The sequence below is a fragment of the Dictyobacter vulcani genome, from assembly GCF_008974265.1.
GTDB lineage: Bacteria > Chloroflexota > Ktedonobacteria > Ktedonobacterales > Ktedonobacteraceae > Dictyobacter > Dictyobacter vulcani.
In genome coordinates this window covers 1,692,360-1,706,285 of record NZ_BKZW01000001.1, presented here as the reverse complement: position 1 = coordinate 1,706,285, position 13,926 = coordinate 1,692,360, and the positions used below count along the sequence as shown (strand labels likewise).

The 13,926-nt window shown below is 46.7% G+C and carries 11 protein-coding genes and 2 pseudogenes; 4 read left to right on the top strand and 9 right to left on the bottom strand.

Translation table 11 applies throughout. The features are described 5' to 3' along the window. Positions 1-15: 15 nt before the first annotated feature. The 4 genes and pseudogenes from KDW_RS07120 to KDW_RS07105 all read right to left on the bottom strand — a co-directional run bounded on the left by KDW_RS07120 (position 16) and on the right by KDW_RS07105 (position 4,644). On the bottom strand, positions 16-402 hold the full coding sequence (locus tag KDW_RS07120; protein WP_151755315.1) for a RidA family protein: 387 nt from the start codon (positions 400-402) through the stop codon (positions 16-18). A gap of 177 nt (positions 403-579) precedes the next feature. Then, positions 580-1,539 carry a protein kinase domain-containing protein gene (locus KDW_RS07115; protein WP_151755314.1) on the bottom strand — a complete coding sequence of 320 codons (960 nt, stop codon included), beginning with the start codon at positions 1,537-1,539 and terminating at the stop codon, positions 580-582. A gap of 226 nt (positions 1,540-1,765) precedes the next feature. After that, the gene (locus KDW_RS07110) at positions 1,766-3,046 is read right to left on the bottom strand and encodes a TolB family protein (RefSeq protein ID WP_151755313.1); all 1,281 of its coding nucleotides are present in this window, start codon (positions 3,044-3,046) and stop codon (positions 1,766-1,768) included. A gap of 186 nt (positions 3,047-3,232) precedes the next feature. Then, positions 3,233-4,644: pseudogene (locus KDW_RS07105) on the bottom strand (LCP family protein). A gap of 1,081 nt (positions 4,645-5,725) precedes the next feature. Here KDW_RS07105 and KDW_RS07095 point away from each other — a divergent pair. Then, the gene (locus tag KDW_RS07095; protein WP_162005023.1) at positions 5,726-6,892 is read left to right on the top strand and encodes a glycosyltransferase family 4 protein; all 1,167 of its coding nucleotides are present in this window, start codon (positions 5,726-5,728) and stop codon (positions 6,890-6,892) included. 48 nt (positions 6,893-6,940) lie between these two features. Here KDW_RS07095 and map read toward each other — a convergent pair whose 3' ends face one another. From map to KDW_RS35800, 5 genes and pseudogenes are all read right to left on the bottom strand, one after another. Continuing rightward, a complete protein-coding gene (gene map, locus KDW_RS07090) occupies positions 6,941-7,762 on the bottom strand; it encodes a type I methionyl aminopeptidase (protein ID WP_151755309.1) in 822 nt (273 codons plus the stop codon). Between the two features lie 112 nt (positions 7,763-7,874). Further along, positions 7,875-8,420, bottom strand: a complete 546-nt coding sequence (locus KDW_RS07085) for an O-acetyl-ADP-ribose deacetylase (protein WP_151755308.1) — start codon at positions 8,418-8,420, stop codon at positions 7,875-7,877. 267 nt (positions 8,421-8,687) lie between these two features. Next, positions 8,688-9,005 carry an HU family DNA-binding protein gene (locus tag KDW_RS07080; protein WP_151755307.1) on the bottom strand — a complete coding sequence of 106 codons (318 nt, stop codon included), beginning with the start codon at positions 9,003-9,005 and terminating at the stop codon, positions 8,688-8,690. 336 nt (positions 9,006-9,341) lie between these two features. Further along, on the bottom strand, positions 9,342-9,863 hold the full coding sequence (locus KDW_RS35805) for an MBL fold metallo-hydrolase (protein ID WP_371876248.1): 522 nt from the start codon (positions 9,861-9,863) through the stop codon (positions 9,342-9,344). A gap of 146 nt (positions 9,864-10,009) precedes the next feature. Continuing rightward, a pseudogene (locus tag KDW_RS35800) lies at positions 10,010-10,387 on the bottom strand (MBL fold metallo-hydrolase); the annotation flags it as partial. A gap of 407 nt (positions 10,388-10,794) precedes the next feature. On the opposite strand from KDW_RS35800, the gene KDW_RS07065 reads away from it, so the two are divergent. The 3 genes from KDW_RS07065 (at position 10,795) to mraZ (ending at position 13,911) form a co-directional block, all read left to right on the top strand. Then, positions 10,795-11,649: a hypothetical protein gene (locus KDW_RS07065; RefSeq protein WP_151755305.1), complete on the top strand. Its 855-nt coding sequence runs from the start codon at positions 10,795-10,797 to the stop codon at positions 11,647-11,649. A gap of 166 nt (positions 11,650-11,815) precedes the next feature. After that, positions 11,816-13,216 (top strand): transposase, encoded by a 1,401-nt coding sequence (locus KDW_RS07060; protein WP_151754717.1) that lies wholly within the window; start codon positions 11,816-11,818, stop codon positions 13,214-13,216. Positions 13,217-13,503: 287 nt separating this feature from the next. Next, entirely contained in the window at positions 13,504-13,911 is a 408-nt protein-coding gene (mraZ, locus tag KDW_RS07055) for a division/cell wall cluster transcriptional repressor MraZ (protein WP_151755304.1), read from the top strand. Positions 13,912-13,926: the final 15 nt, after the last annotated feature.

Genomic DNA, 13,926 nt, shown 5'->3' with positions numbered 1-13,926 from the left:
TTATTCCCCCATGCCCTAGTCCTGGATGAGCGCGACACACTCGATCTCGACCAGCGATTTACGAGGAAGTTCTACAACAGCGACCGTTGAACGGGCTGGAGCAACCTGACTGAAATAGGTGGCATAGACCTCATTCATCGCCTGGAAATCGCCCATGCTGGTCAGGAAAACCGTCGTTTTAATTACACTGTTGAGCGATGCGCCTCCGGCCTGTAGCACTGCCTGGAGGTTTTGCAATACACGATGTGTCTGTGTTTTAACATCGTCGCCAACCATCTCGCCGGTAGCTGGATCCAGGGGAATCTGGCCAGAAGTGTAAAGGAATTGTCCGCAACGCATAGCCTGATTATATGGACCAATAGCTGCTGGTGCTTCGGAGGTGCTAATCTTTGTATATTCCATGTGTGTTCCCCATCATTGGGCAAGTAGACGCGAATGCTATCTTGCGCTCTTTATTAAATATGGCCAAAAAAGAATGTAAAAAAGGATCCTATGTGTGATGAAGAGACAGTGAAAGGACACGCCAATGATTTTTGCGTGTCCCTTACCTGGTCTATTCTTTATACCAGAGGACCGCGATCAGAATTGACCGTGTCCCGAAGGTGGATACTGACCTTTCCCATCACTAAAACGTGACTGATAGGATGGGTTACTCGGTAGCGATGCAGGCTTGCCGCGCGTGAGTTCTTTTGCACAGGCACGCAAGGCTTTTTGCATCTCAGCAGCTGAATTAAAGCGTTCATCAGGCTCTTTCTGCAGAGTGCGATTCACCAGTTGTTCAAGCACTGCAGGAACCTGTGGACTAAATTGACGTAAGGGCGGTGGATTGGTCGAAGCATGCTGCATCGCGATAGAAACCGCGGTCGGACCCACAAAAGGGGGGCGGCCTGTGAGCATCTCAAACATCACCACACCAAGCGAGTAAAGATCAGAAGAAGCGGTCAAGGTCTCGCCACGAGCCTGTTCTGGAGACAAGTAGTCGGCAGTGCCGAGCACGATACCACTATTTGTTAATCCAGCATCCTCTGCCACACGTACAATACCAAAGTCGGTTAGCTTCACCCATGCGCCTCCATCACCGAGGCTCCCTGTTCCTCCACTCCACGCCAACATGATATTTTGTGGTTTGATATCGCGATGGATAAAACCTCGCGCATGTGCAACTTGTAATACTGCGCAGACCTGAGCTGCGATTTCGATTGCCTCGCGTGGCTGTAACTGCCGGCGTTGCGCAACAAGTTGTTTTAATGTCGGACCATGAATATATTCCATTACCAGGAAATACTGGCCCATTTCCTCAACAAAGTCATAGATAGTAACGGCATTCGGATGTGCAAGCGCTGCGGCAGCGCGAGCTTCTCGACGAAAACGCTCGACTGCACGAAGATCATTTTTATCCAGGGATCGTAACACTTTGATCGCCACTATGCGCTCTACGCGGTGATCCCAGGTTTTGAAGACGCTCGCCATACCGCCAGTGGCGATATGCTCACGAATCTCGTACCGTCCAGCGATCAGTGTGCCTTCAAATTGGTTCAACGTCTCACCTCAAGCGACCTGGGCGAATACTTTATTTAGAAATTCCTGTTTCAGTGGGTAGTATACCATTAATGAGTTATGTCGTCGAGTGCTACATGACCAGCGTCTATTTCTTATTTCACATATCCGGAGGGGAATATAGAAGATTTTTTATGGGATTAGTGCCTGGAAAGAGGGTTCCAGTTTCTCTACCTGAGGTGGAGAAACTGGAATGGGATCAAGGTGATCAGTTTGACCAGACTGGATGGGAATCAGCGTCCAGGCTGCCGTTTGCCTGGGTAAGTTGTACCTGACTATCCTTCTGAATCGAGTAGGTGCCGGTTTTCGGATCCTTCACTGTCTGGGCCAGCCACAGATCAAATGTGGTGTCATGATAATCATAGTAGGCGATCTGTGAGCCATCAGGAGACCAGACAGGTTGGCTGAGATATTGTCCCGTCATAAGCTTCTGCGATTTCGCATACAGTGAGAGCCCTTTTGTGATATTGGCATTACTATTGGGATCAAAGGCAGGATTATTCGGATCGCTGGTTATACCCTCGACGACGGGCATTGCATAGAAACTCATATGGGTTGCATCCTCGCGACGCACATACAGGATGGTATTGCCATCTGGCGAAAAGGTTGGTTGCATATTCATCAAATCCGCCTTTTCAGGAGTCAGCGCGACTCCAGGATCAACCTCACTTTGATATGCCCCTGGATGATATTTCTGGTTATACTGGTCAGGAAATTGGGTGATGATATCTTGTATGGCGTTGGTATCTATCAGATTGAGTTGTACCGCCAGTTTAGAATAATCAGGTGCCGTATATTTATAGCTCGTATAGACCAATTGATTTTTATGGCCGGGTCGATAAGCAGGATCCCGTAGGCCACCTGCGCCAATAGTTGTGTACGCTACGGGCTGGGCATCCTCTATCGTATCCTCTGTATTTAATTTATCATGCATAGATACCCTGAACACCTGCATATCCAGAATCGCGGCATCATAGTTTCCTACCAGTTTGGGATTCCAGAAATACTTCTGGTTGTCCCCCAGGAAGTAGATGTGTTGATTATCACTATCCCAACTCGGCTGAGCAAACCAATGATGAGTACTTTTTGGCGTGTCTCCCGTGGGGATGTATTTGCCATACCCATCTGCAATGATCACCGGTTTTCCCCCACCGGTAGGCATATACGCCAGATCTGAATAATCTTTATAGCGAATAATAAAAGCTATCCACTTACCATCCGGCGAGACTGCAGGATCACGTATATCCATGCCTCTGGTCAATTGTTTCGGATGCTCTTTATCTTTTCCATCCAGCATGTAGAGATTGCGATCTAACGTGAAATACATTTTCCCTTTGAACGCCGCTTGCTGAGTGTTGATTTTCACATCACCATTTTTTCCTTTGGTGACACTCTGATAATTGTCATCAGCTCCCCCCAGACATCCCTGCAAGCTTAGCGCGAGCAAGATGAAGAGGAGAAAGAGCTGCCATTGTGGATATCTTTTCATACTACATTCTTAATTATCTAGAAAATAATGGAGCGATGCAGGTATACATCGCACCAGGGACGTTGTGCCTTAACCTATCCTATATAATGCGTGCAACGGTCAAACCATCGCTATAAGGTTCTGGTTGGGAATATTTTCAGGTATAGTGCTTGCTTTCAATGTACAAGCATTACACCTGAAAATACACTAATTTTGCATGGCAGTAAATGATCCAGACGTTGTAAGCAACATCAGATCCAGCAAATTATTGAGGGTGGAGGAGTTACTTACCTGTGTGACAGTTGTCTGGCTGCTGCTGGATACCTTCATGCTGTTTGCAGTTGTTTGTTGATCTGTTAAGAGAGTTGTAGTAGCCTTGTTTGAAGTATCTGGCTGAGCGCTGGCAACGCTGGTGCCTGGATTGTTTTGTGTGGATCCTTGAGATAGACAGGCGGGATTTTTAACACCAAACATCTCACGAATTTTTGGGACAATGACATTACAATTTGGTGCAAAATTGTTGTAGGGATTAGATTTTATCGGAGTCGTATAGTTATTGGTCAGTGAAACACGATTAAGCTTGTTGATGTCAATGCCTTTGGCTATTTGCGCAAACGTATAGAGCTGGTTGAGGCTCAAATCGGTCATTAAAAAGCCATTTAAATCGTTGAGCAAGGCCGGTGCTTTCGTAATGGTATCGGCATTTGTCAGTTTCACTTTGACCTGGCTTAATACTTGTTGTTGGCGATCAGTACGACCGAAGTCCCCACCCAGATCGGCATGGCGGGTACGTACGTATTCTAATGCTTGCAGTCCTGTGAGGTGTTGGGGACCTGGAGCAATTGAGAGACGTTTATAGTCATATTTGTCTTTGCTGTTACCTGTATCATCTGGATACAGATCGTCGAACATAGGATGACTGATATCCACATCCACCCCCCGATCGTGTCGATGACTTTAATAAAACCCTGTAATCCCACCCAGGCATAGTGATCGATATGGATACCATAGTTGGCTTCAATCACATCCATCATATGACCAGCAGCGCGCCTGGCTTTGTCCTGTGCATCTTTCCCTTGCCAGGCATGTTCAAAAGCCTGATCAATTTTTGAATAGGGATACGTGCCATCATAGACGCTATCAGTGACCTGCATATCGCGTGGAATAGAGAGCATACCAACCTTATTGGTTGTGGGATCAATCGTAATCACAATCACGGTTTGTGCCAGTGGTTGGCCATGTTCAGGATCATTGTTCTTGCCGTCTGTATCGCTGCCCAGCAGGACAATGTTGGTACGTTGCGTTAAAGGATCAATGTTGGCTGGTTCTGGTGCGAACTTTGATGTATTATCGTGGATGGCACCCTGACCAGTAATGCTATCCACGGAACCAGCGAAGGTAAATTGATAATAGGCAAAGGCTCCTCCACCAACAATAATGAAAAAGGCCAGCAGACCAATTACTCCGCGTGCCCACAGTGGGATGTGGCGTTTGGATTGCGTCCTGGTGGAGATGCTGGCTGGTATCTGTACCAAGCCAGGTAGTAAGCTACGAAAGTTGGAATGCCCTGGCGCTTTTGGTTTGCCTGGTTGACCTGTATTGAAATGTTGTGCATTCATCGGGCCAGGATTACTATATTGTCCTGAACCAAAGCCTGCACCATTGACCATTGGATTTCCCAATTGACCTGTATCTGGCCGTTGTCCCCAACCATTAAGATCTCTGGTAATACGTGACTTGTGAAGAGCTCTGGGTCTATCAGGCATCGCTGGTTGTTGAAGCGTTGGTACCTCATCCGCGTACATAGAAAAAGGATTCGTCACAGGTGATTGGCGTCCAGGCATCTGGCGTTTACTGAGTGGATCAATACCCGAGTGGTCAGTCAAGTTTCCTGTCTGAACCGTTTTGGCGGCCTGCGTAGGAGGTTGAAGCTGGCCTGTCTTCCATTTCGTCACGAGTCCACTTTTAACAGGTGTCTTACCAGCATCCTGCTGACCACTGTTAGTGAGTTTTGTTGCTGCCCCCGGTGAAGCTTTTTGCTGATCGATAGAACCCTCCTGAGAAGGCCGATTGACAAATTGATTTTTCACCTGCTGTACCTGCTTCCTTGTTCTTTGAAATATATACTTATTGCCCTGCGGGCTTTTCCCTTCGCCGTTATACTACAGCCCCTCTTTAGTGCCGCATTTATAAATATGGTATTTTATTGTATTAATACTATAGCAGAATGATACAAAAAGATACACTTTCTAGTCAGTATAACGTATATCAGCGTAAATATTCACGGAGATGACCGTTTTCTTTATATATCGATCATTATTATTTATATGCATGCGAATGTGACTATTTAATAGACTGTTATCCTCTGGTTTACACAACTGTAAACAAGCCTTAATTATCCTCTAAATAGAACGTGTTACTGTGGAAGAGGGGCACATCGGTCACCCATTTGTCTAATCGCGTGTTGTCGATTGGCATGCTGCTCACTTGCTGCGAGCGTGGTCTCTCAGTTTAGCAGTCTGGCGTTGATCATATTGCTGATAACGTTAGCGCTTTTCAGGAGACTTTCGCTCATATATTTGAATGGCATGCAATTGCAAAGCAAGCGTGAATGTCGCTTATGTGCTTGAAAAGTATCATATAGAGCGTGAGCGCATTGCTTACTGCAAGCGATTTGTAGTTGGAGCAGGTGATGAACCAATGCGTGTTGCCATAATTACAGAAAACTTTTTACCAAAACTTGATGGAGTCACCAGAACAGTATCACGCTTACTTGAACACTTAGACACAAATGGGCACCAGGCTCTCTTGCTGGGTCCTGAATGCGGTATGGACGAATATGCAGGCGCAGAGGTCATAGGCACCGCCGGGCTACCTTTTCCTTTCTATCCTGAATTAAAGTTTAATTTCTTTCGCCCGTTATTCATGCGTCGCCTGGCCGAGTTTCGACCTGATATTATTCACGTGGTTGATCCCGTAATTCTCGGGGCCACCGGCTTAGCGGCAGCCAGAGTACTTAATATACCAATCATCTCATCGTACCACACAAATCTGGCGGCCTACTGCGGTCATTTTGGCTTCTCCCTCTTAACGAAACCCATGTGGTTGTATAACCGCTTTGTACATAATCAATGCGCCTTAACATTTTGTCCCTCTGCATCGACGGCTACGATGTTGGCGAAGCAGGGCTTTGAGCATCTACGCCTCTGGCCACGTGGGGTGGAGCGAACGTTGTTTCACTCAGGCCGTCGAAGCCAGGAAGTGCGTAACGCATGGTTGCGAGAGCGTGAGATACCAGAGGACAAAACGATATTACTGTATGTTGGACGTGTCTCCTGGGAAAAGAATCTGCGCCTGTTAATTCAAGCCTATAGCCAGATGGATCATTCGCGTTGCCATCTGGTCATTGTTGGCCAGGGACCAGCCTACAATGAGATCCAACAGGATCTTGAGCAGGTTCCGGTCACATTTACTGGATACCTGAGTGGTGAAGAACTGGCTATGGCTTATGCGTCCGCGGATGTCTTCGCTTTTCCTTCGTATACAGAAACTTTTGGTCAGGTGGTGCTGGAAGCGATGTCCTCTGGCTTGCCGGTGGTTGGTGTACGTTCTGAGGGAGTCTGTGATCTGGTACAGCATCAGAAGACAGGACTCTTGCTAGATGCTGACAATTTGCAGGAAAATGAACAGATTGCCGGCTATCGTGCGTATCTGACCCAGTTGGTTCTCAATACGCCGGAACGTGTCTCAATGGGTCAGTTGGCTGAGAGCCAGGCGGCTGAGCGTTCCTGGCACGAGGCGATGGAATGCATCGTGCAAGGATATCGCGATATAGTATCGCGCTCACAAGTCTTGCTTGTGGCTTAATCGATACAGGCAGGATTGGATAGTCAGGCCAATAGTGCTTAGCCAGTATTATTTTTCTGGTAGCGCCCAGGCCTGACCATCTGGACCAGATGTGAGTATCTGGACGCCTGTGGCGGTAATAGCCAGGGTATGTTCAAAATGCGCTGCTGGCAGACCATCCTGCGCCACAATGGTCCAGTGATCCGCCAGTGTCTGAACATGTCTGGAGGTCATGGCTACCATTGGTTCAACCGCGATTACCACACCAGGTTGCAGCACAAAATCGCCGAGGGCCTGATATTGTAAGGTAAAGTAATTAGGAACCTGTGGGGACTCCCACATCTCGCGTCCAATACTGTGTCCAACTAATCCTTCCACCACGGCAAAACCAGCCTGTTTGACATATGCTTCAAGCTCACGTGCCACCTCGCTCCACCACTGGCGCTGTGGAATCAGCTCAATAGCCAGACGTAACGTACCCTCAGTCACATCCAGCAGGCGCTGTGTGGCTGCGTCAATCTTACCTACTGCATGGGTCACTGCGGCATCCCCACACCAGCCCTGGTAGCGTACACCGGTATCAATACTCACGATATCGCCTTCCTGAAGACGGCGTGGGCCAGGCAAACCATGGACCACCTGCTCATTCACAGAGATACAGGCAACCGCTGGAAATGGTGCGTTGCCTGTATTGTCAGGTACGCCTTTGAAAAGAGGATCAGCGTCATGTTCATCCATGAACGCTTCCATGGCTGCATTGATTTCAGCTGTAGTGATACCGGGATGGATCATCGACTCTGCCACTTGATGAGCCTGCCAGGTCAACAAACCAGCCTGACGCATACAGGCAATTTCTGCTTCAGATTTCAGATTTTGTCTCTGATCTTGCATATATTCTCTGTCCTCTGCACACTGCAATTGATAATAGATACGCATCAATATTATCTCTGTCAGAGGAGAAAGCGCAACCTGAACAATGTTGTACGTGTTGTTGTATGACTTGTTATTGTTTGTCGTCTGCAAGTAACGGTTGAAGTGCTTTCTGATAAGCTTGCAGAGTTTTCTCATCAAAGAGCACGAAAATGACCTGTTGTAGACTGGTAGGTTTGTGGAGGTGCTCAATAACTGTTTGTAGCGCGATGGGTGCGGCCAGATGCCGTGGATACCCATAAGCACCTGTACTCAAAGATGGGAAAGCCAGGCTTGTGATTTGATACTGCTCGGCCAGATCCAGGCAGCTTTGATAGGCTCCTTTTAAGAGTTGTGCTTCATTGCTATGGTCTCGATAAATAGGTCCAACGGCATGAAAGATATAGCGAGCCTGGAGATTGCCAGCAGAAGTAGCTACCGCACTGCCCGTAGGACAGCCCCCGAGCTTGCGGCATTCCTGCATGATGGTAGGGCCGCCAGCGCGATGGATTGCTCCATCGACTCCACCACCACCTGCCAGAGAGGCATTGGCGGCATTGACAATCGCATCGACCGCCACTGCAACGATATTTCCTTGTTGTAAGGTCAGGGTGACGCCATCAATTTTATGAGTTGTCATCAAAATATCCATCTCGTGTTAGGGGGATCATTATACTCGTCGTGTACTAATTATTTATGGGCGCGAGGATTGTTTAAGATGGGACGGCTATTTTTTGTAATGAAACATAGCCCTGATAAGCATCGAAGGCAACAGACCTCTTCGCGTTGCTTTTAAGGCAGAGAAATAATTGTTCTGGGACCCCTGCGTTGCAGTGTCCGGTTTCTCTTGAGCAGCGATGCTTAATGGGCTATGTTGGTTTGGCAGTGAGACACGAGTTACAACTTACTATTTCTTGATAACAGCTTCCGAGAGTTCTTTGCCGGGGAAAAAGCGGACACGCTCTTTGGCGGGCACTTCGATAGGTTTGCGGTCGCGTGGATTTACACCTTTGCGCGCAGCACTTTGACGGACCTTAAAGGAGCCAAAGCCTACTAGACGGACCTCGTCACCATTCTGAAGTGCTTCGCGAATCGCAGTCAGTGTAGCCTCTAGCACCTCTGAAGCTTGTTTTTGAGAAAGCTTCACTTCTTTGGCAATGCGCTTAGAAAGCTCTTGCCGACCAACGGTTTGTCCCGCTGCCTGTTCGGTCTTAGATTCGGCCATAGGTTCGATTTCCTCCTTGCAACTATCAACACACGTCGCTTGATTACCCAAAGGCACTTTGCCGGGCTTGTAGAGCGGCGTTACAACCTCACTGCCGATTAGGAGTATAGCACGCGATTTTGAGAAATACAAGCGTCGCACTATCCCTAAAAGTAGGAGATATGGCGTGAAACAGCCTGGGAAGGGCATCTATGCCTATAATTATGGACCAAAAAAATTTGAGAAATAGCTCTATATAAGGTTGTTCTTTTCTAGAATATTGTGCGACTGTACTTATCATTTTTATTCGCTAAACTCTGCTATTCGAAGCCTTCTTAGAAAAAGAAGCACCTGCTTTCATGGCAATGTCGTGGAAACGACATAATATAGAATGCCTGCTTGGGTTTGTTGTTGCATAAGTTGTTGCCGTAGACGTAAATATTCCAGATGAGCCAGGATCTCTGCAACTGCAAGACGCAGGGCCTCATGGTTCTTAAGGCGAGGGCCAAAAAGGTGTTTTGTAAGTTGAGTTGCAGATTGTGGTTGCTTTGCGATTAAATCTATAATTTGTGTTAATCTGCGCTGATGGTGTTCCATAATTTCTGTAATTCTGGTTGCAAGATCGGTGAATGCTTCACCATGTCCGGGTAATATACATTTTGCAGGTAAAGAAGAAATTTTCGTTAAAGACTGAAAAAAATCTTCAAGTGGATCGGGACGATCCTGAGGCGAGTAGAGTCCAATATTTGGTGTAATGCGTGGCAACACATGATCCGCAGAAAGAAAGACTCCATCGCGCTCGCGGAACAAGCCAATCTGCCCATCGGAATGGCCGGGTACCCAGAGTACCTGATAGGTTTCATCGGCGAGTTGTACCAGTTGTCCATCTTCAATTGGAAGAAAAGCTGAGCGTGGGGGATACGTAAGATTGAGTGCAGCAATTCTGGTGACATATTGGCTGACCAGTGTTTCGCAGACGATAAACCATGCGGGGCAAGAAACTGATTACTGGTTTCGATATATGTTTGTATCTGATCTGCCCAGGTTCTATGTAAGGCGGCTTCATCCAGTGGATGCATCATAACCGGAGCCTGAGTCAGCTCATGGAGTTCACCTGCGAGTCCAATATGGTCAGGATGCAGATGTGTAAGCACAATCGCTTGCAAATCCTGGAGTTGCAGGCCAGCCTGGGCCATGCCAGTATAAAAAGCGTCTCGGGTTTCAGGGACACCCATACCAGCATCTACCAGCACCCAGCCAGTCTTACCTTCCAGCGCATAAACATTGACGGTTTTCAATGGAACAGGGATCGGGAGGGTAAGCTGCCAGATATGGTCCGCGACTTTACGAGCGATAGGGGCAGGAGTTTGGTCTGTTAATTCCAGGGAATGCTGTTGTGTCATAGGGTCCAATCCTTAAAGGCCAGATCGATAAAACATTCAATAATGGCAATATCCTCCTGAATTGTATTTTTCCTAAAGGATATCTGTCAAATCTCAGCCCTTTTTCTCCATGGTTTTTAATGCTTCTTTTTGGTGCCTGCGGTGCCGGATTGAGGTGCTCTGGGGCCTACAAATTTTTGCAAAGGGGGTAGCAGGTAGAAAACGTTCGTTAATGAAATTTTTGACTCAGGAGGTCGAAAGACAGTGATACAGCTTTGCAAGCGATTGATTCTTCTATAGACAGCAGGTATACTGCCTAGTAGGTATACCACTTGTTAAGGAACAACGTTATCCAAATCGGTCTCTTGTGAATTCTTTTTTATCAGCATGTTATTCGGGCTAAGCCACATTCTAAGGAAATTTTTGCAATGGAAGCACCCCTGATGGACTCAACAAAAGCAGCGCAACAAGAAGCACGAGCAAAAATCGATGTAATTACTGTTGCGGCAATCGCTATTTTTACGTATCTTCTCGCTTCAATAATCCATGAAGCACTCGGCCACGGACTGGCAGCTTTTCTTCTCGGCCTCCCTATCCAACACGTTTCCTCTGTAGATCTTTCTGTCAGCTATGTCGGAGTTCCTGACTGGGAGAGACGAATTGTTGATGCAGCAGGGTGCGGTGCTCAACTTGTGGTGGCGCTTCTTACCCTGGGGTTGATGCGCCTGACACAAAAAGGCAGTGCAGCCACGCGCTACTTCCTCTGGCTCTTCTCAACGATCAATCTTATCATCCCCGGAGGCTACCTCATGGTTTTGACATTTGCAGGCTTTGGGGATTGGGATAGTTTCGTCCAGGGAATGACATCACCTCTGGTATGGAAGATAGGACTCACACTCCTTGGTGTTCTCATCTCACTGCTGGGCCTTTACCTGGGAGTGCACAATCTTGAGCCATTTGCTGGACGTGATACCACAGGACCAGACGCGCGACGCAAACGACGTGTCACGTTAACATTCACATCCTATCTGGCAGGAAGTGCTGCCTTGACACTCTCCGCTATCTTTAACCCCGTCAGCCCACTACTTATTCTGATTTCGGGGGCAGCCGCAAGTTTTGGTGGAACAGCTTTTCTAATGTTTATTAACTTGTTTGTGCGGAAGCCTCTTGCTACGACACCAGAAATTTCCTTAACCCCTACTCGTAGCTGGTTTTGGATCGGGCTTGGTATTGTCGCACTGTTTATCTATTTTGTCGTTCTAGGACCAGGATTACCGAGATAAGTACCCTGAACGATACCAGTATGAGTCATCCCGAATTTTTGAGGAACATTTCTAGCCGGAAAGAAAGAGAGAAAACCGGAAAAGTAAGAACTAGGCAAAGAGGGGTCTCCTGAGTTAAACTGTTAAAAATTCAACTGACAGCAAAAAACCAGGAGGCCCCCAACTCATGCCATTTCAGTATGACATACTTCAACCCGAGGAACAAGATGCGCAGAGAGCATCACAGGAATTAGCTCAATTGCTTGAAGAATTTCTTATGCCACTTTTGATTGTGCTTGATAGGCTGATAGATAAGAGGTTAGTGCGAACGTTAGTACAGGTATGCGTTGCAATTATTCGTTTCAGAAATAACAAGCAGGGACTACTTTTGAGTGAATTAGGTTCCTACCTCGATGGATATGCGCAGCAATCAAAAACAGCGACTGCTGGAACGAAGAGAGTGGGAAACCTGCTTCGCTCCATAAAATGGAATTTTTTGCAGATAGATCACTATTTACTAGAAGAAGCTGATAAAGAGGTGACACGTATGAGAGAACAAGGGAAAAGGATTATTTGCCCTTGGGATGAGAGTGTCATAGAAAAAGCAGAAAGCGAGAAATTAGAAGGAATCTGTCCAGTAACTTCTAGTAAAGCGAAAAGATTGCAGCGCTCAAAAAAAGGCCTGGTCTTTAATTTTCCACCAAAGAAAGCGATTACAGTGGCAGGAATGCAGTGGACAGCAGCATTGATCATAGGAATGGAAGGAAGGGTAAAAGTAGCAGTGATGAGCTGGTGGACTACCAGAGGTGATGATGCGACAAAGTTAAGAGAACAACAAGAAAAGTTATTGAGAAAAGTTGTTCGGAAATGGGGGGATCAGCTCCTTCACATATTTGATCGTGGAGCAGCATCAGGCCCTTGGATACAAGTGTTACAGAAATTACGTGTGCGTTTTGTGATTCGCTGGAAAAAAGGGCATTTCTTTTTCAATGAGAAAGGGGAAAAGAAGAAATTATGGCAGATTGGATTACATAAAAAGTATTTATCTCATAAAGAAATACGTGATAGCCATACTGGTGAAAAGATGCCTTGTGATGTTTGGTGGGCGCCGATATGGCATGAGCAATACGAGTATCAACTTTATCTCGTAAAAGTTCGCGTGAATAAGAAAGTCTGGTATCTGGTAACTAATGAGCGTATTCGAACTGCAGAGCAGGCTTGGGAGATTGTTTTTGCTTATCGGAGACGTTGGCAAATAGAACTCGTATTCCGCTATGGAAAGAGTGAGCTGGCGATGGAGAGTCCGCGTTTGTACGCGATGGAAAACCGACTCAAGCTGTTAGGTATCGTGACACTTGTTTATGCTTTTCTCCTCCATTTACTCACTCCTATCCACGGGGATCTTGTTGAAATGATCTTGCATTTGAAGTGCAAAAGAACCGGAAAGCGATGCAAAAAAGCTATTGCACCGCTTTACCGCTTACGTTGGGCGATCAGCCGTCTGTGGGACGACTATCGTCCAAGCCTTGGCTACCTTTTGGCTCCCAATATCCAGACATTACAGTCTTTGTCAGATAAAAGGTGTTAGAAAAGCATCCCGAAAATTCGGGATGACTCATATCACCCTATTCCGCGGAAGGGATAGAAAAAAGTTTTCCACAAGTTTTCCACCAATGAGAGCAAAATTGGTTGCCAGGACTCTTTCCGCACATGCCCAAGAAGTGTTACAATGAAGTGGGGAAAAGTGGGGAATTTTGGTGAAGTTGTATTTTCAGGATGAAGATAGGGATGTATTGCAAATGAACATAAAATATCTCACTGATTTCAGAGGAGACATTCTCGCAACGTAACGTTGAGAAAGTATGGACGTTCTCTATGTTTCTTGGTGAATACGAGCATACAATCGATGCAAAAGGGCGCATGGCTATTCCAGCCAGGTTCCGCGCGCAGATGGACAAAGGTGCTGTTGTCAGTAAAGGCATGGGTGCCTGTCTGTCGATTTATACTGCCAATCATTGGGAGCAACGTTCGAACGAGCTAGTGTCTGGAATGTTGAGTGATGAGCTACGCGACTTTGAGAGACGCATCTATCCCAGTGCCAGTGAAATCGATTTAGATGCACAGGGACGTATGATTCTTCCCGCCAAACTCAGAGCGTATGCCAATCTTCGTAGTGAAGTTACAATTGCAGGTGTGCGTGACCACATTGAAATATGGGATCGTGTCACATGGCAGGAGTATCAAGAACGACTCGATGCTGAAGGAAGTAAGATTCCTTTTTAAAAAGTAAGCCAAATC